The organism is Pedobacter alpinus (genome assembly GCF_042684645.1).
Lineage (GTDB): Bacteria > Bacteroidota > Bacteroidia > Sphingobacteriales > Sphingobacteriaceae > Pseudopedobacter > Pseudopedobacter alpinus.
The window spans coordinates 23,073-44,555 of sequence record NZ_JBHULV010000041.1 but is presented as its reverse complement, the minus strand read 5'-3'; the positions used below and the strand labels follow the sequence as shown (position 1 = coordinate 44,555).

15 protein-coding genes and 1 pseudogene are annotated in these 21,483 nt (G+C 34.4%); 9 read left to right on the top strand and 7 right to left on the bottom strand.

Going from position 1 to position 21,483, the window contains the following annotated elements; all coding sequences use genetic code 11:
* The first annotated feature begins 147 nt into the window (after positions 1-147).
* Positions 148-1,365, top strand: coding sequence for a DEAD/DEAH box helicase (locus ACFSSE_RS11810; protein ID WP_379042440.1), 1,218 nt, complete (start codon positions 148-150; stop codon positions 1,363-1,365).
* A 102-nt stretch (positions 1,366-1,467) separates the two neighbouring features.
* Here ACFSSE_RS11810 and purL read toward each other — a convergent pair whose 3' ends face one another.
* On the bottom strand, positions 1,468-5,157 hold the full coding sequence (gene purL, locus ACFSSE_RS11805; RefSeq protein WP_379042443.1) for a phosphoribosylformylglycinamidine synthase: 3,690 nt from the start codon (positions 5,155-5,157) through the stop codon (positions 1,468-1,470).
* Between the two features lie 727 nt (positions 5,158-5,884).
* Between purL and ACFSSE_RS11800 the strand changes: the two genes are divergently transcribed.
* Both ACFSSE_RS11800 and ACFSSE_RS11795 read left to right on the top strand, forming a co-directional pair.
* Positions 5,885-7,033, top strand: a complete 1,149-nt coding sequence (locus ACFSSE_RS11800; protein WP_379042446.1) for a GAF domain-containing protein — start codon at positions 5,885-5,887, stop codon at positions 7,031-7,033.
* A 115-nt stretch (positions 7,034-7,148) separates the two neighbouring features.
* Positions 7,149-10,331 carry a chemotaxis protein CheB gene (locus ACFSSE_RS11795; protein ID WP_379042449.1) on the top strand — a complete coding sequence of 1,061 codons (3,183 nt, stop codon included), beginning with the start codon at positions 7,149-7,151 and terminating at the stop codon, positions 10,329-10,331.
* A 153-nt stretch (positions 10,332-10,484) separates the two neighbouring features.
* On the opposite strand, the gene ACFSSE_RS11790 is transcribed toward ACFSSE_RS11795, so the two are convergent.
* Entirely contained in the window at positions 10,485-11,048 is a 564-nt protein-coding gene (locus ACFSSE_RS11790; RefSeq protein ID WP_379042452.1) for a helix-turn-helix domain-containing protein, read from the bottom strand.
* Positions 11,049-11,628: 580 nt separating this feature from the next.
* On the opposite strand from ACFSSE_RS11790, the gene ACFSSE_RS11785 reads away from it, so the two are divergent.
* From ACFSSE_RS11785 to ACFSSE_RS11760, 6 genes and pseudogenes are all read left to right on the top strand, one after another.
* Positions 11,629-14,310: a cation-translocating P-type ATPase gene (locus tag ACFSSE_RS11785; RefSeq protein ID WP_379042455.1), complete on the top strand. Its 2,682-nt coding sequence runs from the start codon at positions 11,629-11,631 to the stop codon at positions 14,308-14,310.
* A 711-nt stretch (positions 14,311-15,021) separates the two neighbouring features.
* Positions 15,022-16,188 (top strand): efflux RND transporter periplasmic adaptor subunit, encoded by a 1,167-nt coding sequence (locus tag ACFSSE_RS11780; protein ID WP_379042458.1) that lies wholly within the window; start codon positions 15,022-15,024, stop codon positions 16,186-16,188.
* Positions 16,185-16,511, top strand: a complete 327-nt coding sequence (locus ACFSSE_RS11775) for a hypothetical protein (protein ID WP_379042461.1) — start codon at positions 16,185-16,187, stop codon at positions 16,509-16,511. Before ACFSSE_RS11780 ends, ACFSSE_RS11775 begins: the two co-directional genes overlap by 4 nt.
* 21 nt (positions 16,512-16,532) lie before the next feature.
* Positions 16,533-16,940, top strand: a pseudogene (locus tag ACFSSE_RS11770) (ABC transporter permease); the annotation flags it as partial.
* Positions 16,926-17,444 carry an ABC transporter permease gene (locus tag ACFSSE_RS11765; protein ID WP_379042552.1) on the top strand — a complete coding sequence of 173 codons (519 nt, stop codon included), beginning with the start codon at positions 16,926-16,928 and terminating at the stop codon, positions 17,442-17,444. The pseudogene ACFSSE_RS11770 and the gene ACFSSE_RS11765, both read left to right, overlap by 15 nt.
* Positions 17,445-17,446: 2 nt before the next feature.
* The gene (locus tag ACFSSE_RS11760; protein ID WP_379042464.1) at positions 17,447-18,142 is read left to right on the top strand and encodes an ABC transporter ATP-binding protein; all 696 of its coding nucleotides are present in this window, start codon (positions 17,447-17,449) and stop codon (positions 18,140-18,142) included.
* Positions 18,143-18,186: 44 nt separating this feature from the next.
* On the opposite strand, the gene ACFSSE_RS11755 is transcribed toward ACFSSE_RS11760, so the two are convergent.
* The 5 genes from ACFSSE_RS11755 to ACFSSE_RS11735 all read right to left on the bottom strand — a co-directional run bounded on the left by ACFSSE_RS11755 (position 18,187) and on the right by ACFSSE_RS11735 (position 21,441).
* On the bottom strand, positions 18,187-19,173 hold the full coding sequence (locus tag ACFSSE_RS11755) for an MlaD family protein (protein WP_379042467.1): 987 nt from the start codon (positions 19,171-19,173) through the stop codon (positions 18,187-18,189).
* Between the two features lie 5 nt (positions 19,174-19,178).
* Positions 19,179-19,952 (bottom strand): ABC transporter ATP-binding protein, encoded by a 774-nt coding sequence (locus ACFSSE_RS11750; protein ID WP_379042469.1) that lies wholly within the window; start codon positions 19,950-19,952, stop codon positions 19,179-19,181.
* Between the two features lie 5 nt (positions 19,953-19,957).
* A complete protein-coding gene (locus ACFSSE_RS11745) occupies positions 19,958-20,479 on the bottom strand; it encodes an MlaE family ABC transporter permease (RefSeq protein ID WP_379042471.1) in 522 nt (173 codons plus the stop codon).
* A gap of 10 nt (positions 20,480-20,489) precedes the next feature.
* Positions 20,490-20,729 (bottom strand): ABC transporter permease, encoded by a 240-nt coding sequence (locus ACFSSE_RS11740; RefSeq protein WP_379042474.1) that lies wholly within the window; start codon positions 20,727-20,729, stop codon positions 20,490-20,492.
* Between the two features lie 151 nt (positions 20,730-20,880).
* A complete protein-coding gene (locus ACFSSE_RS11735) occupies positions 20,881-21,441 on the bottom strand; it encodes a helix-turn-helix domain-containing protein (RefSeq protein WP_379042477.1) in 561 nt (186 codons plus the stop codon).
* Between the last annotated feature and the right edge of the window lie 42 nt (positions 21,442-21,483).

The following is a 21,483-nucleotide window of genomic DNA, read 5'->3' as shown; positions in this document are numbered from 1 at the left end:
AGACTTAAGGCAGGATGGGATAACGACTATCTAATAAAAATCTTTAATCAAATTTAAATGCGTTGACCCTGGTAATAACCTTATTGATTTTATGCTGTTTAATTAATTAGTTTATATTTGTGAAATACATAATATAAAATACAATTTTTGAAATTCGAAGATTTTAACTTTGTTCCTTCTTTACAAGAAGGACTTGATACAATGGGTTTTACGAAACCTACTCCAATACAACAAGAAGCTATTCCACATATTCTTGCCGGTAAAGATATTATTGCTTGTGCGCAAACAGGTACAGGTAAAACAGCGTCTTACCTTTTGCCCCTGCTACATAAAATAGAAGAAGAGGATAAAAGTGTAATTGATACTTTAATATTATCTCCTACAAGAGAGTTGGCTTTACAAATAGACCAACAAATAATGGGTTTAGCATACTTTACAGGCTGTACTTCTATAGCAGTTTATGGGGGTGGTGATGGTTTTAGTTATGAACAACAAAAACGTTCTTTAACAGATGGTGTGAATATTATTGTTGCTACACCAGGTAGGTTAATTGCGCACTTAACATCAGGTACTATTGAACTTAAGCATTTAAAACACTTAGTTTTAGATGAGGCTGATAGAATGATGGACATGGGTTTTTACGAAGATATTGTAAGAATAATTAGCTATTTGCCAGAAAAAAGGCAGAATTTATTGTTTTCGGCCACAATGCCGCCAAAAATAAGGTCATTATCAAAAAAGATATTAATTGACCCAGTAGAAGTTAACATTGCAATTTCAAAACCATCGGAAGGAATTTTGCAACAAGCTTATTTAGCTTTTGATGAACAGAAAATAGATTTACTGATTTCCATTTTAAGTAATGCAGCATATAAAAGTGCTATTATTTTTGCATCGCGTAAAGAAATAGTTAAAAAGCTAAATTCTTCTTTAAACCGTAAGGGAATAAAATCAGAAGCATTCCATTCTGATTTAGACCAAGATGCCAGAGAAGATATTATGGTGCGTTTTAGAGGTAAAAGTTTATCTATTTTAATTGGTACCGATGTAATATCAAGAGGCATTGATGTGGTTGGAATTAGTTTGGTTGTAAACTATGATGTACCACCAGACCCTGAAGATTATATACACCGTATTGGGAGAACTGCAAGGGCAGAAACTACCGGTACAGCTATCACTTTTATAAACGATAAAGACCAATATAAATTTGGAAGAATTGAAGAATTGATTGGTAAAGAGGTTCCGAAAATTGCCTTACCAGAAGGTTTTACTGCTGGTCCAGAATATAAGCCTTCAGTAAAAATAAAGAAAAATTTTAACCAAAATTGGAAAAAAAAGAAGCCTTTTAAAAAGCCTAATTCTTAAGAGGATTTTGCTGATTTGTGCTTGAAATTGAAGCACATAAAAAAAGCCTTAAAACACCAGATTAATTCTGGTGTTTTAAGGCTTTATCATTTCATTATTAATTTATTTCTGTTTCTCTTCAACCCATTTTCTTGCGTTTACAAAAGCTTCCATCCAAGGTGAAACTTCGTCTTTACGACCTTTTGGATAGTTTGCCCAGTTCCATTGAAATAAAGAGCGTTCAATGTGTGGCATCATCACTAAATGGCGTCCAGTTTCATCGCATAACATAGCGGTATTAAAATCAGACCCGTTCGGATTAGCAGGATATTGCTCGTAACCGTATTTTGCTACAATTTGATATTTATCTTCTGCGTAAGGAAGTGAAAATCTACCTTCTCCGTGTGATACCCAAACGCCCAAAGTGCTACCAGCAAGGCTAGATAGCATCACCGAATTATTTTCTTGTAAAGTTAATGAAGTGAAAATACTTTCGTGTTTACCACTTTTGTTATGCAACATTTTAGGTTTTTCTTCGTGGTTTTTGTTAATTAAACCTAGCTCTATAAATAACTGACAACCATTACAAATACCTACAGAAAGCGTATCTTCTCTGGCGAAGAATTTTTCTAAGGCAACTCTGGCTTTTTCATTATACATAAATGCACCTGCCCAACCTTTAGCCGAACCTAAAACATCAGAATTAGAAAAACCACCAACAGCACCAATAAATTGGATGTCTTCTAATGTTTCTCTGCCCGAAATTAAATCCGTCATGTGCACATCTTTTACATCAAAACCTGCCAAATACATGGCATTAGCAACCTCACGTTCAGAATTACTTCCTTTTTCACGAATGATTGCTGCCTTAGGGCGAGGTTTAGAAGCATCAATAACCGGTTTTTTACCGTTAAAATGAGCAGGGAATTTATAAGTTAGTGGTTGGTTTTTATAGTTATCGTAACGTTCTTTAGCTAATCCGTTTCCGGTTTGTTTATTATCCAATAAATACGAAGTTTTAAACCAAACATCACGTAAGTGCGCAATATCGAAACTAAAGTTTTCATTAGCGTTAGTGATTTCTAAAGTTGCAGATGATGTGGCTTCTCCAATTTTAAAGAAATTAACCTCAGCGGTTTTTAAAGTCGCTTCAACCGAACTATCCGCTTGGAAAACCAAACCGATATTTTCTGAGAATAATAACTTAACGCTGTCATTTTCTGTTAATGCAGATAAATCTATTTTTGCACCTAAATTCACATCAGCAAAACACATTTCTAATAGCGTGGTGATTAAACCGCCACTGCCAATGTCATGTCCTGCTTCAATTCTACCTTCTTTTATTAGTTCCTGAATTACGTTAAAAGTGTTTTTTAACGAGGCCGCGTCCTTTACATCTGGCGTTTCGTTGCCAATTTTATTTAAAATCTGAGCGAAGGAAGAACCGCCTAATTTATAAACATCATTAGATAAGTTGATATAGTAAATGGCGCCACCATCTTTTTGCAAAACTGGCTCAACTACCTTAGTCACATCATTACAATTGCCCCCCGCAGAAATAATAACTGTTCCTGGTGCAATTACATTACCATCTTTGTACTTCTGTTTCATTGATAAAGAATCTTTTCCTGTTGGGATATTGATTCCTAAATCAATCGCAAAATCTGAACAAGCTTTTACTGCAGCATATAAACGAGCATCTTCACCTTCGTTTTTACAAGCCCACATCCAGTTTGCAGATAAGGAAACACTTTTTATACAGTCTTTAAGTGGAGCCCAAACTAAATTAGAAAGAGATTCTGCAATCGCATTTCTGCTACCAGCCGCAGCATCAATTAAGGCCGTTAAAGGGGAGTGACCAATTGAAGTTGCAATTCCTTCTTTACCTTGAAAATCTAAAGCCATAACGCCACAGTTGTTTAAAGGTAACTGCAACGGACCAGCACATTGTTGTTTAGCTACTCGGCCACCAACACAACGGTCAACTTTATTGGTTAACCAATCTTTGCAGGCAACAGCCTCTAATTGTAAAACCTGCTCTAAATAAGTATTAAGTTGTGATTTATCGTAAGTGATACTTTCGTATTTGTAATCGATGGTTTTATCATCCATTACAATTTTTGGCGAGCTACCAAACATGGCTGCCAATTCTAAATCCATTGGTTTAGCGCCAGTTTTCTCTGATTTAAAAGTAAAACGATGATCGCCAGTAACTTTACCTACAGTGTACATTGGAGAACGCTCTCTATCTGCAATTTTTTGTAAAGTTTCAATATGCTGATCGCTAATTACTAATCCCATACGTTCCTGAGATTCGTTTCCGATGATTTCTTTTGCTGATAAAGTTGGATCACCAACAGGTAATTTGTCTAAATTAATTAAACCACCAGTATCTTCTACTAATTCTGAAAGGCAATTTAAGTGACCACCAGCGCCATGATCGTGAATAGAAACAATAAAATTTTCTTCGCTTTCTACCATGCCGCGGACAGCATTTGCTGCTCTTTTTTGCATCTCGGGGTTTGAACGTTGTATTGCGTTTAACTCAATACCACTACCATGTTGGCCAGTATCAGCAGATGAAACCGCTGCGCCACCCATTCCAATTCTATAATTTTCTCCACCTAAAATAACAATGTTATCACCTTCTTGTGGTTTTTTCTTTTGTGCCTGACTTGCTTTTCCATAACCAATACCACCTGCAAGCATAATCACTTTGTCAAAGCCTAATGTTCTGTTGCCCTCTTCATGTTCAAAAGTTAAAACAGAACCTGTAATTAAAGGTTGCCCAAATTTATTTCCAAAATCTGTTGCTCCGTTAGAAGCTTTAATTAAAATATCCATTGGTGTTTGGTACAACCAATTTCTTTCTTTTACTCCTTTTTCCCAAGGGCGGTCATCTGCCAAACGAGAAAGTGCAGTCATATAAACAGCGGTTCCTGCCAAAGGTAAAGAACCTTGTCCACCCGCTAATCTATCTCTAATCTCGCCACCAGAACCTGTTGCGGCTCCGTTAAATGGCTCTACAGTTGTTGGAAAATTATGTGTTTCGGCTTTGATAGAAATCACCGATTCAAAATCACTTGTTGTATAGTATTCTGGTACATCGGCTCTTTTTGGTGCAAACTGTTGTATTTTAGGACCTTTTATAAACGCTACATTGTCCTTGTAAGCAGAAACAATGTCATTCGGATTTTCTGAAGAAGTTTTTCTAATTAACTTAAACAGCGATGTTGGTTGTTCAACACCGTCAATGACAAATGTTCCGTTAAAAATTTTATGACGACAATGTTCTGAGTTTACTTGCGAAAAGCCAAATACTTCAGAATCTGTTAAAGGTCTTTCCAGTTTTTTAGCAAGATTTTCTAAGTATTTAACTTCTTCATCACTTAAAGATAAGCCCTCTTGAATGTTGTAAGCTGCAATATCTGTAATTGATAAAATAGGTTCTGGTTTGATGTTGATGCTGAAAACATCCTGACCTAAATTATTGTACTTTTGAGAAAGCATGGAGTCGAAATCAGCAAAATCTGACTCAACTTTTTTAAATTCTTCAATTCTTATAATGCCATGAACGTCCATGTTTTGAGTAATCTCCACCGCATTGGTACTCCAAGGCGTAATCATTGCAGCTCTTGGGCCGATAAAAAAACCTGCTAATTCTTTTTCGGATGATATTTTAGCATCGCCAAATAACCATTCGAGTTTAACAATATCTTGTGAAGCAAGCACCTGGTTAGTTTGTAAAACAAAAATGGCTTGCGATTGATTGATGAAGAAATAAATCATGCTTGTTTTTTTTTGAAAGCGCAAAAATAGGTTTTTTTGGTGAGGTTTCAATCGTATTTACTCATGGAATTCAGTCAATTTTCACCTAGTTTTTGTGATTTCTATTGCAGGCAGTTAATGAAGGTTGTAAAGTTTTAAATGATGCTTTTAAGCCTGGTAAAATAAATTGATAAATAGCTGATGTAGTTGCGAACTAACTATTAGAAAGCATACGTAAGAAGAAAAAAAGACTAAATTTTAAGAATTGTAGGTTTTTTATCCTTTAAGACTGGTATCTAGTTGTATGTGTAAGATGCTTTTATTTTACTCTAAATATTTAGAGCCTGTTTTGATTTATCTAATAATTTGTTTATACTTCTTTTTGGCTACAATTTTTTAAGCTTATTGAGATAGCTTCCGGCTATCTCTGCAAAATTTGCCTCATTTCGCTCAAAAATAAGCTATAAACATTTTTACAATACAAATTTTAACGGGCTCTTATGTATCTAATAATTATAATATAGACTAACTATTCATTTTATAGTTTGTATGAAATTTTTGTGTTTTTTAGAAAACATTTAGAAAGTGTTTCTTTAAAAACTATTAAATAACTTCATCAAAATCATTAGTGTAAATGGTGTTTAAAGATCAACTATTTCACAATTGTTAGCTATAAATATCAAATAAACTACAAACCTAATATGTTTGCTTACATTGCTAATGCAAAAGCTACTATAAAAATCAAAGTTTACTTATCTAAAACCTAAAATTCATGTTTAAAGCGGGCTCTAAGAATTTATTGGTTATTAATGAACCAAAGCGTATAAGAGTTGTAAAACAGTTTGTATCACTTAATCTAAAATACAATCAACAATTAAAGCATATTATTACTGTTGTTGCTAAAGTATTTAACGCACCTATAGCATGTGTTACTTTAATTGATGATGAAACACAATGGATAAAAATAAGCAAAGGGTTACATTTTGATAAAACACCCCGCAATTTATCTTTTTGTATTTATACTGTAAAACGTAAAAGTATTCATGTTGTTAAAGATACGCTTAATGATCCTCGATTTTCAGAACACCCTTTTGTTGTTAATCATCCTAAAATTAGATTTTATGCAGGTTATCCCTTAATTACCCAAGCAGGGCATTGCATAGGGGCACTGTGTGTGATGGATAAAAAAACACATATCCCTACTACAGAACAAAAAATGTCGTTAAAATCTTTAGCACTAAGTGTATCTAATATAATGGAACTAAAATTAACGATTGAGCAATTAAATTATAGTTTAACGAATCTTAAAGTGATTCAAAAAAATAAGTCTTATAACGAAATAAAGCTTCGGGCGATGTTTGAAAGTTTACCTGATGCTTATTTTTTGTTAGGTAAACATGGTGAAGTTTTAGATTTTAATAAAATAGCATATCGTCAAATCCAAAATAACTACCTAACCAAATTGTCACTTGGGAGAACAATAAATGGTTTTTTAAATCCCGAGTTTAAGGAAACCTTTTTATACCATTTTGACGATGCATTAAAAGGAAATGCTTCAAACCTAGAAAAATTAGAAGGATTTATTACTAACGATAAATTATGGTGGGAGTGTAGGTTTGAACCCGTAATTAACGATAGTGACGAAATAATTGGAGTTTCTTATACCGCAAAAGATATCAACGAAAGAAAGTTGCATGAGTTGAAAATATTGAATCAAAAAAAATTATTAATGAGAATAGCCCAAATCCAGTCTCACGATTATAGAGGTCCTGTTTCAAGCATATTAGGAATGATGATTTTAATAGAGAGTGAAAATTATGTGGCTTCAAAAGAATATTTGATGATGTTACATACCGCAACAAAAAAATTAGAAGAAAAAATTAATGAGGTAGTTAATTTAGTAAACAATAACGATTTATAATTGATTGATTCTGAAATATATGATTACTAATTAGTTATAGTGATATTTAAACAATACATTGTATCAGAAAGTCAACTCTACCAAGCAAGTTTACCATATTTTTTTTAATACTTTCATGAAATCAAAAGAACCAAAATATATTATTGCAATTGGTGCTTCCGCAGGGGGTATGGAAGAAATAAATTCCTTTTTTGATCACACGCCATTAGATGGTGTGGCCTATGTGATTATTCAACATTTATCGGCAGATTTTAAAAGTAGAATGGTTGAACTATTAGCTCGCCACAGCAAACTAGAGATAAAAGAAGCCGAAAAGAACGAAGAGGTACACACTAATCATGTTTATTTAATACCAAACGATAAGTACATGACCATTAAACACGGTCGATTATTGTTAACCGAAAAAAATAAACAAGGCCCACACCTGAGTATCAATCTTTTTTTTAATTCTCTTGCTATGGACTGTGGCCGTAAAGCTATTGCCATTGTGTTTTCTGGCTTAGGTGCCGATGGTACCGAAGGAATAAAGTCAATTAAAAAAAGTGGGGGAATGATTATGGTAAGAAACCCAGAAACCTCCCCATATCCAAGTATGCCTACACAAGCTATCCATACTGGTCTTGTTGATTTTATTTTGGAACCAGAATTGATGCCTATGGCAATTGAAGATTTTGTGAAAAATGGAAATGAAACTTTAAATAATAGTGACGATGATGATGATGAGAAAGCATTAGCAACTATTATTGAGCTTATTAAACAAAAAACACCGCTTGATTTTTCAGAGTATAAAAACACTACCATTCTTAGAAGAACAAAAAGAAGGGCTACAAACGGAAATTTTACCAGTTTGAACACTTATTTAGAATATTTAAAAGAAACTCCCGAAGAAATTACCGAGCTATCAAAAGAATTTTTAATAAGCGTAACCTCCTTTTTTAGAGACCCTGATGCTTTTAATATTATTAAAGAAAATATTATTCCTAACCTGTTAAAGAAACTTCAGCCTGAGGAAGAACTTAAAATTTGGGTGGCAGGTTGCGCTACAGGAGAAGAGGTTTATACGCTTGCAATTCTTATTGCAGAACAACTAACGGGCGAATTTAAAGACATTATAGTTAAAATATTTGCTACAGATATTGATTCCGTTGCGATGGATTTTGCTAGTAAAGGTATTTACCCCCTAGCTGCTATTAAAAATATCCCCGCAGCATTGTTAAGTAAAAATTTCTTAAAAGAAGGAGAACGGTATAAAATAAACCCAATTATCAGAAAGATGGTCATATTTGCCCATCATGATTTGGTTAAAAACCCGCCTTATTGTAATATGCACCTTATAAGTTGCAGAAATATTCTAATATACTTAACACCTGTATTGCAGAAAAAAATATTCTCCATGTTGCTCTTTGGTTTGCGTATGGACGGCTACTTATTCCTAGGATCAAGTGAAAATCCAATGCCTATTATCTCTAGTTTAGAAGTGGTTAATAAAAAGTGGAAGATCTATAAAAATATAAAAACAAAAAGAATTTTAAGTTTCGACAACTTCTCTATACCTGAATTTCTTGAACAAAAACACCTGCCTATTTTGTTAAGAAATGAGCCTACTAAGATGATGGGTAATACACAATCAGAAATTATGAATATAGAATTAGCTAAAGAATTGAATTATTTGACCATTTGTATAGATGAAAACAATCAGGTAATTAAATCTTTTGGCGATACTAAACGATACCTTATCCAAGAAAATTTTAATTCAAATTTAGCCGAATTGTTAGTAGGCTCAATAGCTATCGCATTCAATAATCTAAGCACTAGTGCTAGAAAATCAAATATGAGAGAGTGTGTAAGCGGAATTATGGTTAAAGAAGGAGATAAGTTTTTAAATGTGACGATGACCATTATTCCTTTAATAGACAAAAGAGCAACTTCAAAAGTGTTGATGGTGATTTTTACATCTGATCTGGAAGCAGCATCAACAAACAAGTTTCTTCTTTTTGATGAAAAGGTTTACTACGATAAATATACTGAGAATTTGGAGGAGGAATTAAAGGAAATAAAAGACAAATTACAAATTGCTTATCAACAATTAGACGCTTCTAATGAAAATATGCAATCTTTTAATGAGGAATTGATTTCTGCTAATGAAGAAATGCAAAGTACTAATGAGGAGATGCAATCTGTTAATGAAGAGTTGCATACAATAAATACCGATTATCAACTCAAGAACAAAGAGTTGTTAGACATGAACGATGATTTAAATAATTATTTTAGAAGCAATATAAACGGACAGCTATTTATAAATAATGAGTTAGAATTGATGAAGTTTTCACCTGGAGCGGTTCAGCAAATCAATTTAATGGAATCGGATATAGGCAGACCAATTAACCATATTTCTACTAACATTAAATTTGAAAACATTATTAATGATGTTAAAGAAGTGCTTGAAAAAGGCAGTCTAATTTCAAAAGAAATTGAAACCATCAACGGAAAATGGTATCAGATGATGATAATGCCTTACCTAAAACTTGCTGATAATAAAATAAATGGTGCTATTATCACCTTTAATGATGTAACAGCATTAAAGGAGGCGCAAACAGAACTAGCTTTAAAAAACAAAAGTTTAACAAGAATAAACACAGATTTAGATCATTTCATCCACGCAGCATCTCATGATCTTTTAGCGCCATTGGGTAATATAGAAACCAGCATTAATGTAATGAATAAAATTGCTTTATCTGATGAAAAATTGGCAGACATATTAGATATCATAAACATGTCTGTAAAGACTTTTCGTTTACTAATTACTGATATTTCTGTAATAGCAAAAATTGAAGGCGACATGATAAAGATGGAATCTGTTGATATAAATGAACAGTTAGATAACATTGTGTGGAGCCTAAAAGATAAAATAGAATTTTCGAAAGCAACTATTCATAGAAATATTGAAATAGACAAAATTTGGTTCTCCAAAAAAAATATAAGAAGTATTTTATTTAACCTTATATCAAATTCTATAAAATTTAAGGGCGAAAATAGCCCTGAAATTTATATCCAAACTGTTAAAAATAAAGATGAAATTATTTTATCTGTAAAAGACAACGGAAGAGGAATGAATGAAAATGAAAAGGATAAAATTTTTGAGATGTATGGAAGATTGAACCAAAACATAGAAGGAAGTGGGATAGGTTTATACTTGGCAAAAAAAATAGTAAATGCTGCAGGCGGTAAAATTGAGGTAGAAAGTACGGTAAATAGTGGGAGTACCTTTACTATTTATTTAAAAAATGAGCAGCTTTAATTTACTGTGTTTTGAACTAAAGTATTAAATTTCTTTTAGGTTATTTAAATCTTGGATATATTTAAAAGAAAAGCAAATATCATAGAATTTTGATTCTGTTATCTACGGTTTCATCTTTGCAGAAGATATATTATACAGAATGAGATTAAGTTATTAAACCGGATTAACAATTCCCATACACCTGTTTAACTTTAGTTTCTTAAAGTGCGAAGGTGTTAAGCCAGTAATCTTTTTAAACTGGTTAGATAAATGTGCTACACTACTATAATGTAGTTGATATGAAATCTCTGTAAGGGAAAGCTCATCATAAACCAACAACTCTTTTACCCTTTCTATTTTATGGGTAATAATGTAATGCTCAATATTTATCCCAACAGTTTCTGAAAACAAGTTGGCTAAGTAAGTGTAATTATGATTTAATTTTTCGCTGAGGTAATTAGAAAAATTAATTTTTTCTGGTTCATCAGAGTAATGGATTAATTCTACTATAATCTTTTTTATTTTTTCTATCAGGATACTTTTTTTGCTATCCATTAACTCTAAACCATATTTTAAAAGAGCAGTATTTAGTTCATTTAACTGCGTGGTATTAATGGTTTCTAATATCTCTACTTCTCCAAATTCTACAATTAAATAATGTAAAGAAAGCTTCTTCAATTCTTGTTTAACAATCATTTTACACCTAATGCAAACCATATTTCTAATGTGAAGCTTCATTGTTTTGCTTTAAATTATTGTAAAAAACGGAATTAAATATTGATGTGTTTGAAGGGAACTTTTGTAGTTTAAACCATTAGCCCAATTATAGCGCCAAAGCTTTAAAAAGTAATTGTTTGTTTACGCTATAACCGTAAATGCTTTAACTAAACTGCTATAAAAAGCCGCTTTTGAGGTGTGAATAATGTAACAAAAACACCAAGTTATGTAACTGATATCATTTATAGAAGCTCACTTTTACCAAGTTGGTTAAGTTTATGGTTTAAATAATAGACATTACTGTTATAATAATATTTTAAATGATTGATGATGCGCAAAAAACAAATAAAACAGGAATTAAATGCTAAAAAACTTGAAAAAGCAAAATCTCACATCATTGTAGAAATTATTGATAGAACATATTACAGTGAAAACCACTTCCGTTAAAGAAAATATGGATGAAGAAATTGCTGAGCAGGTGTTTCATCATCTAAAATTAAACTGGCTTCCGCTTAACCGTATTGGAGTTGGTTGAATTTGAGACAAAATTATTCGCAAATTTAACGAACTGAAAACCGGGTTTCAATAAAAAAAACAAAAAATGGAAATTGAATATCCTATAAAAAACGCTTATTCCTTAACTGCTGAATCGTTAGAAAAAAACTTATCAACTTCGCAAACGGAAGGCGTTTCTGATGCTGAGGCATTAAAGCGTGGCAAACATTTCGGCCTCAACAGCTATAAAAGTCAAAAACAAAAAAGCCTGTGGCGCATGGTTTTGGAGCAATTCAAAAGTCCCATCGTTTATCTTCTTTTTGTGGCCGCATTCGCGTCTTTATATTTTAAAAATAACATCGAAGCCGTTGCCATATTTATCGTGATTCTGATTAATGCCATCATCGGTTTTTTTATGGAGTTGCAAGCCAGGAGTTCGATGAAGGCGTTACGCGAAATGGATATCAGCTATTCCAAAGTTATTAGAAACGGCAAAACCATTGAAATTCCTTCCGAAAATCTTATTCCTGGTGATTTGCTTTTGCTGGAAGCTGGTGATATGGTTTCTGGCGATGGACGAATTGTGTTTTTAAATGCTTTTCAGGTAGATGAATCTTCGCTAACGGGAGAGTCGTTTCCGGTTTTCAAATCTCTAGAAATCCCGACCGAAAAAACAGAATCTGCCCATGCCCAAAATATGGTTTACAAAGGGACGGCTGTACTCAATGGAAACGCCAAAGCAATTGTTACCGGTATTGCAGAAGAAACAGCGCTCGGAAAAATTAGCGAACTGGTGGGCAGTTCAGTTTCTAAGAAAACACCACTCGACCTTAAAATTAGCAGACTCACCAAAAAACTGATTTGGATTACTTTAGTGATGACCACTTTATTTGCAGTTTCTGGCTTTATTAAAGGCCAACCATGGTTGCAAATTTTAAAAACTTCTATTGCATTAGCTGTTGCTGCGTTTCCGGAGGGGCTTCCCATTGTGGTTACGGTAGCGCTGGCTTATGGAATGTTGCTGATGGCTAAAAAGCATTCCATCGTAAAAAAGCTCTCTTCGGTAGAAACGCTGGGTTCGGTAAATGTGATTCTGACGGATAAAACGGGAACACTAACGGAAAATAAGATTTATGTGGAGGTACTTTCTTTTCCTACAGAAGAAATCAGGGTTTCTATAAAAAACGGAACGCTTGAGTTTAAGGATGCCAGAGTTGAAAAAAGTCAATTGGACTTAGAACTGTTGGTGAGAATTGGTAGCCTTTGCAATAACGCACCTTTAAATCCATCAACAAAAGACAAAAAAGTTTATGGTGACCCTGTTGAAATTTCACTTTTGCTTTTGGCGGATGCTGCAGGGTTTTCCGCAAAAGAAGCGGTTATTGATTTTATAAGGATTTCCGAAATCCCTTTCAGCTCTAAGAGCAAGATGATGGCTACGCTTCACAAAAAAGGAAGTGATTTTAACGTATCAGCCAAAGGCGCTGTAGAAAATCTATTAGCTGTTTGCACCAGCATTCAATTGGGAGACGCTGTAATGGACTTGACCGAAGAGCAAAGGAAAAAAATTCTTGAGAGTGCCGAAAAGCTTTCTGCATCAGGCTTAAGAGTGCTCGCTTTTGCTTACCTTAAATCTTCTGAAAAACCTGAAGAAGATTATCTTAAAAACCTCACCTACGTTGGATTGATAGGCTTTTTAGATCCGCCCCGAGCGGACATTAAAGATGCAATAAGTGACTGCAGATCAGCAGGGATAAAAATTGTGATGATCACTGGCGACCATCCGATGACGGCTTTGAATATCGCTAAACAAGTGGGAATAACAGAACCAGAAGATAACAATGTGATATCAGGAATTGACCTACCCGAATCGGATTTGTTAAAAGAAGATTTGACGAAAAGGATTTTAAACACTGCTGTATTTGCTAGAACCACGCCCAAACAAAAATTGGAGATTGTTGCTGTTTATCAAAAAGCGGGTTACATTGTAGCGATGACCGGCGATGGCGTTAATGATGCGCCAGCACTTAAAAAGGCAGATGTAGGCATTGCAATGGGACTAAGAGGAACACAAGTAGCAAAAGAAACCGCAAGCATTGTACTTAAAGATGATTCTTTTACTTCCATTTCGCAGGCGGTGGAACATGGACGAGAAATTTTTCAGAACATTCAACGCTTTGTGATTTACCTGGTTTCCTGTAACCTCAGCGAGATTTTTATTGTCACTCTTTTAGGTTTTTTAGCACCCGCAGCCATGCTTTTGCCTCTACAGATTTTATTCCTAAATATGGTTACCGATGTTTTTCCAGCACTGGCTTTGGGTGTTGGCAAAGGCGACAAAACCGTAATGCAAAGACCTCCAAGAGATCCAAAACTAGATATCGTCTCTAACAGAAACTGGCTGGTCATTATCACCTACGCCGCACTGATGACTGGTTCTGTTGTGTTTTCCATATTTCTTTGCCGAGTTTATGTAGCTGCTGATGCAATCATCATCAACAACGTTGCGTTTATTACGTTAGCTTTTGCGCAGCTTTTCCACGTTTTCAATATGTCATCTATACACTCTGGTATGCTCAAAAACGAAGTCACTAAAAATAAATTAGTATGGATTGCCCTGCTACTTTGTTTTTCTCTTGTTTTCATTGTTTACGTTTTCCCGGCAAGCCGCACTGCACTTAATTTAGAATTTATCCCAATAAAAGCATGGTTAATTGCGTTATTGGCAAGTATGCTTCCTTTGTTTTGTGTACAAGTTTATAAATTGGTAAAAAGGGGTAAGGGGTAAATGTCGAGGGTTTAGTTTGTGCTAAAAAATTAGCTTAAAAGATTTGCATAACCTGTCTCTCCGCTAGCTGGCAGAAGGGAGACTTAAAGAGGGAGGTTGGTCTTGTTTAATGAAAAGTTAACCTGTCTATCATTTTACAATAGCGATGAAGTTTTAAACAACTTGGAAAATGTAATAGCCAATTCGGGTTTAAAGTTTGATTTAATTAGCCAAATGTGGGCCAAGGAAACCGTTGTACTATTATTTAAGATTAAAGGAAAAGAGCAAAGTATCAACAGTTTAATTGTAATGCTCGGATAAAAACCTTTGGTAAATAAACTAGACGCTTAAAAAACTTAGACTGAAATTTTTAATATTTATTATTTGGGCATTCGGGCGGGCTATCCGTTACAATCTTTTTTTATCCTTACCGGAGTCGAAGGAAAAAAGGATTTTTACTTTTATCCCTAACGCAGAACCTTTCTAGATTCAGAAAATTAATAGGTAATTAGGCCTTGTAATACCAATATCTCAAGCAAAAGTTGTTCAATAAAATGTAATAACGTCTTAGCTCCACTTAGCTAAAAATCATACACCTTCACATTATGATATTCGTCACATTTTAACCGAAACCCATTTCAAAAGCTTCATATCAACCTGAAAAGCAATACATTTGGATTAAGTTGAGTTGATTAAAAAGAAAATTTTTAGCACAGTTTAGAAGTTAATTTTATGCTCAAATTTACGAACAAAATAGCTGGGCAAACCAATCCAAACAACACAAAAGAAATGACAAAAAGCAATAATATCATTTTAAAATATCAGCTAAATGCTTTGCTATTTCTATTAATTCTATTTATTTCTTGCCAGCAAAAACAAGATGCCATAAAGCCTGTAAAGCAATCTATTACAGAATCCGTTTATGCTTCTGGCTTTATAAAGAGCGAAAATCAATATCAAGTTTATGCAACTGTAAGTGGGATTGTAGATGAAATTTTTGCAGATGAAGGCACTTCTTTAGAAATTGGTTCGCCTATACTTTCCATTGTAAATGATGCGCAAAAATTACAATCAGAAAATGCTAAATTATCCGCTGAATTCAATTCTGAAAACTTTAATAGTGGCAAAATAGTTGAAGCAAAGGCGCTGGTTAATTTGGCAAAGATCCAACAAGACAATGAAGCTTCGATGCTTAAAAGACAAAATAACTTATGGGCGCAAAACGTGGGCACACTGGTTCAAGTAGAACAGCGGGAATTGGCCTACCAAAATGCAAAAAACAATTACACCTCTGCAAAAGAAAAACTGGCAGAACTGCAAAAGCAAGTTGCGTATCAAGCAAAGCAAGCACAAAATAACTTATCTATTAGCAATAAAAACACTGGAGATTACTTGGTTAAAAGTAAGGTGAGAGGAAAGGTTTATAAGATGAACCTTGCAAAAGGAGAAATTGTTAGTCCTCAAATAGCTATTGCAACTGTGGGGCATGATACCAAATACCTATTAGAAATGCAGATTGACGAATACGATATCGTATCTATAAAGTTAGGGATGCCGGTTTTGGTGGTTTTAAATAGCTATAAAGATTCGGTTTTTAATGCTGTGGTTACCAAAATAAACCCGATTATGAATGTGCAAAGTAAAACTTTTACCATTGAGGCAGAATTTATAAAAGCACCAGTTACTTTGTATCCAAACATATCTTTTGAAGCAAACGTAGTCATCAAAACAAAAAATAATGCGCTGCTTATTCCAAGAAATTACCTGCTGAATGATTCTATAGTAGTTAATAAAACTGGGAAGCAAGTGAGTGTAAAAACGGGCTTGAAGGATTACCAAATGGTGGAAATTCTATCTGGAATTACTGCAAACGACGAGTTAGTTTTGCCCAAGCAATGAAGTTTAAACTAATTGCAGAAATTTCACTCGCTTTATTAAGGGCGAGGCTAAAGCAAACCATGGTTGCTGCTTTTGGGGTTACCTTCAGCATTACCATGTTTATCACTTTGCTCAGTTTTATGGGTGGTTTAAATGATCTGTTGGATAATTTGATTTTAAACCGCACCCCGCATATCAAGCTATTCAATGAAATTTCTGCTTCCTCAATTCAGCCCATTGCAAAATCCAAGGCTTACGCAGGCGCTTACCACTTTGTCAATCATATTAAACCCAAAAACGACCTATTAGAAATCAGGAACAGTGAAGCCATTATCAAAGCGTAAAAAAACGATCGAAATGTTAAAGGCGTTGCACCAAAAAATACGGTTCCTATTTTCTACAATGTGGGTGCTATTAATTTAACCGGTGTTATTGACGGAATTGATGTTGATGCAGAAAATAAACTTTTTACTTTTCAGGATTATGTGGTAGAAGGTAAAACTATGGATTTGAAAAACACGCCCAATAGCATCATTTTGGGTATTGGTGTTGCTAAAAAAATGTTGGTTCAAGTAGGAGATAATATTCAAATTACTACTAGCAAGGGAACACAGTTTCCATTAAAAATTGTCGGCTTTTTTCAATCAGGAATGGATGAGATGGACAAAATACAAGGCTATGTTACGCTTGCTACCACGCAAAAAATATTGGGGAAACCTGCAAATTACGTCACCGATATTCAGATTAAATTATACGACATGACTTTGGCACCAGCGCTTGCCAAAAAGTACGGAAAATTATTTGGAACAGATGCGGTGGATATTCAAACGGCAAATTCACAGTTTGAGACTGGAAGTTCTATAAGAACGCTGATTTCTTACGCTGTTGGAATTACCTTACTAATTGTAGCTGGTTTTGGGATTTACAACATTTTGAACATGATGATTTATGAAAAAATGGATTCCATAGCCATTTTAAAAGCATCGGGTTTTTCGGGTAAAGATGTAAATGCGATATTTATTACCATTGCCCTAACCATTGGTTTGGTTGGTGGCGCACTCGGCCTAGTTTTTGGGTTCGGGCTTTCTGTTATAATTGGTCAAATTCCGTTTAATACGGCTTCTTTGCCAACAGTAAACACTTACCCTATCAACAATAATCCCAAATTCTATTTAATTGGTGCGGTGTTTTCTATCATCACAACGTATTTAGCGGGATATTTCCCTTCCAGAAAAGCAAGTAAAATTGACCCTGTAGATATTATAAGAGGAAAATAACTATGGAGAAGAAAGTTATTGAAGCCATCGGCATTAGCAAATCATTTCATGATCCGATAACGGTAAAAGTGCTCACGGATATAAGTTTTTCTATCAACGCTGGCGAGTTTGTTTCTGTGGTTGGAAAATCTGGTTGTGGTAAATCCACCTTGCTCTACATTTTATCAACCATGGATACCAACCATGAAGGCGAACTTTTGTTAGACGGCATCTCGATGAAAAATAAGAAAGATAAAGAATTAGCACAAGTGCGAAATGAGAAAATTGGTTTCGTATTTCAGTTTCATTACTTGTTAAACGAATTTAACAACCTGCAAAATGTAATGTTGCCGGGACTAAAATTGTCAAAGCTTTCGCCTAAAGAAGTTGAACATTATGCATACGAAAAATTAAAAATATTGGGTATTCAAAAGGAAGCTCTTAAATATCCTAACCAATTAAGTGGCGGGCAAAAACAGCGGGTCGCTATTGCAAGAGCATTGATTAATGAACCACTGATTATTATGGGCGATGAACCCACAGGTAATCTGGATAAAAAGAACAGCGATATAGTGTTTAATATTTTTAAAGAACTGGCAGAAGAGTATCATCAATCATTACTGATTGTTACCCACGATTTAGACTTTGCTGCCAAAACCCACAGAACTATTACTATGGAGGATGGCAAAATATTTAGTCATGGTTTGCTTCAATCTTAAAATATGAGGACGCTAGAAATACAATAATACCTCTCAATTGGGTTTTATTCCTTAAAGGTTTTCGCGTCTTCTTTTTCCTGTCTCTTAAAATATCCTCTAAAAAGAAAACTATGTTTTGTTGCCTCCATAATATCACTGAAACCATCCGTTCCTTTTTGAAGATTATAAAGACCTTTAATTAGATTTTGAGTCATGTTAGAATCACGTAGCAACGCAGGTATTGGTCCTTTACCGTTGTTTAAATCGTAATCTAATCCGTCAACGGTACTAGCAAGTTTTGCCGTCATCTTTTTTGCATTTCCACTAGTTTGCCTTAAATCCTCAACTGCATTTTTTAGGTTTGAGGCAAGAACTGGATCCGTCAAAAACATCCCTGCAGCTCCTTTACCTTTTTTCATATTTTCTACAATGGTGTTTAGTACAGAGCTCATGTTGTTGGCATTTTTGGTAGTTTTATTAATATCACTAAGTGATGATTTTAAACTTCTGCTAATTTCAGGATCGTTAAGTAAGCTAAATAGCTCACTTGTATCTAAACTAAGAACTGTTCCTTTTAAGGCCTTGGCAATTGCGGCAACATCATCATTAGTTTTAGATAAGGTCTTCATCATTTCTTCTGTACTTACCAGTTTACTACTTTGCAGCATATCTCCGTTGGCTATTTTTGCGCTAGGTTGCGGTAATGGTTCAATGTTAATCACTTTATTACCCATTAAACCTTCGGTGCCAATTGTAGCCAGCGCATTTTTATTGATAAAAGGTTGCACCTTTTTATCTATCTGCATAGTTACTTCAATAATTGTATCGGCAACCATATCAATCTTTTTTACTGTACCTGCGTGAATCCCCGAAAAAAGCACATTATTGCCCTCCATTAAACCACTTAGGTTGTTAAAACGAGCTTTTACTTCAAAGTCTCTTCCAAGTATATTACTTCCATTTCCAATCATATAAAATGCGATAACCAGCACTAGCAACCCAGCGAATACGAATAGGCCTAGTTTAATGTTGTTTCTTTCTGTTTTTGCCATAATAATTATTGAAAAAATTGATTGATTTTCGGATCTTCCGAACTTTCTAATTCTTCATAAGTGCCTTCTGCATAGCACTTACCATCTAGTAAAATAACTACACGGTCAGCAATTGTTTTTACACAGCTCATATCGTGAGAAATGATGATGGACGATGTTTTTAGCTTCTTCTGTAGGGTAAGTATGAGCTGATCAATTTCTTTGGAAGTAATTGGATCTAGACCCGTTGTTGGTTCGTCATAAAGTATAATTTCGGGCTTCAAAATTAGCGTTCTAGCTAATGCCACCCGTTTTAACATTCCGCCAGATAGTTCTGCTGGCATCATATCCAAGGTATGCTCAAGCCCCACACTTTCGAGTGCTTCCTCTACCATTTTTAGTACTTTCGGCTCGTCCAAATCTGTCCAATGTCTGCGCAGTGGAAATTCTAAATTCTCTCTAATCGTCATAGAATCATAGATTGCGTTAGCCTGAAACAGAAAACCAATTTTTTTTCGAGCCTCTGCTAATCCGTCTTCATCTAATCCTGTAACTTCTTTGCCAAGCACTTCTATGCTTCCACTGTCTGGTTTTAAAAGCCCAATAATGCATTTAATCAGTACTGATTTTCCTGCACCAGATTTTCCCAATACCACCACACTTTCTTCTTTTTGAACGCTTAGCGAAAAATCTTCTAAAATCTTGTTCTCACCAAAGGCTTTATAAAGATTTTTCATTACAATAACCGACTTGTCTTTTGCAGGTTCGATTATTTCATTTGTGTTCGGTTTCGTTTCCATCGCTTTTAGTTAAAACCGAGTAAATTGGTGAGTTGAACGGTTAATAAATCCAAAACAAAAATGAGTACAGATGAAAGTACAACTGCAGAATTTGCCGATTTACCAACGCCTTGAGTGCCCTTGGTAGAATTGAAACCCTTATAACAGCCAATAATGCCAACTGCAAAGCCAAAAAATATGGTTTTAATTACTGCTGGTACAATATCACTATAGCTTAAACTTTCAAAAACTTGTATAAAAAAGAATTTAATATTGGTTACCGATTTAATATTTACACCAACGTAAGCACCAAATAGAGCAATGGCATCTGCAAGAAGCGTAAGCAACGGAAGCATTAAACTTGTAGCAATTACACGGGTAGCAACCAAATATTTAAACGGGTTGGTTCCGCTTACTTCCATGGAATCAATTTGTTCTGTCACTTTCATTGATCCCAGTTCGGCACCTATGCTACTCGCTATTTTGCCTGCAAATATGAGCGCTGTAATAATTGGACCTATTTCTCTTACGATAGCTATGCCAACCATAACCGGTAACTCAGATTGTACACCATAATTTTACCAAAGAAGGTCGAAGTTGCATGGTAAGCACTAGCCCCATTATAAAACCTGTAAGTCCAACTAAAGGGAAAGACTTATATCCAATGACGTAACATTGCGCCAAAAGCTCTTTAATCTCAAACTTCGGCTTAAGACCATGAGAAAAAAAGCGACCAGCAAATCTGGATATTTGACCAGTTTCGTCTAGGAAGTCGCGTACACTTGAAATGATGGACATTTTTAATGGGCTTAATGATAATTTCTTAGATGATGTTACTCCTTTATGTAATTACAAAAATCCCAATTCTCTAGTTTAAACCGTTACAAAATTCTATCGATAACTTACAAAATTCATACCTTATACGGGGCAGGTTATTTGGAATTTTCACCTAAGGATTTACAATTCCTTCAAATCTGTGTGTACCCAACTTTTTGAAGTAAGAAGGTGTTAAACCTGTGGTTTTTTTGAATTGATTTGATAAATGAGCTACGCTACTGTAATGCATTTTGTAAGAAATTTCGGTAAGCGAAAGTTCATTGTAAACTAACAGCTCTTTAACACGCTCAATTTTGTGGCTAATGATATATTGCTCTATTGTGACTCCAACGGTTTCAGAAAACAAGTTAGCCAAATAAGTATAGTTATGGTTTAGTTTTTTACTGAGGTAATTTGAAAAGTTGATTTTTTCTGGATCATCAATGTAATGTACCATTTCTACGATAACTTTTTTTATTTTTTCTATCAGGATGCTTTTCCTGCAATCCATTAATTCTAAACCGTACTTAAGTAAAGCAGTATTCAATTCATCTAACTGAACCGCTGTGGCATTCTCTAATATTTCTATTTCGCCAAGTTCTACAATAATGCCATGCAAAAAAAGCCGTTTAAGCTCTTGTTCCACAATCATTTTGCACCGGATGCATACCATATTTCTGATGTATAACTTCATAATGGGTTGACTGCTTTTTGTATGGATTAATGTTGATGATTA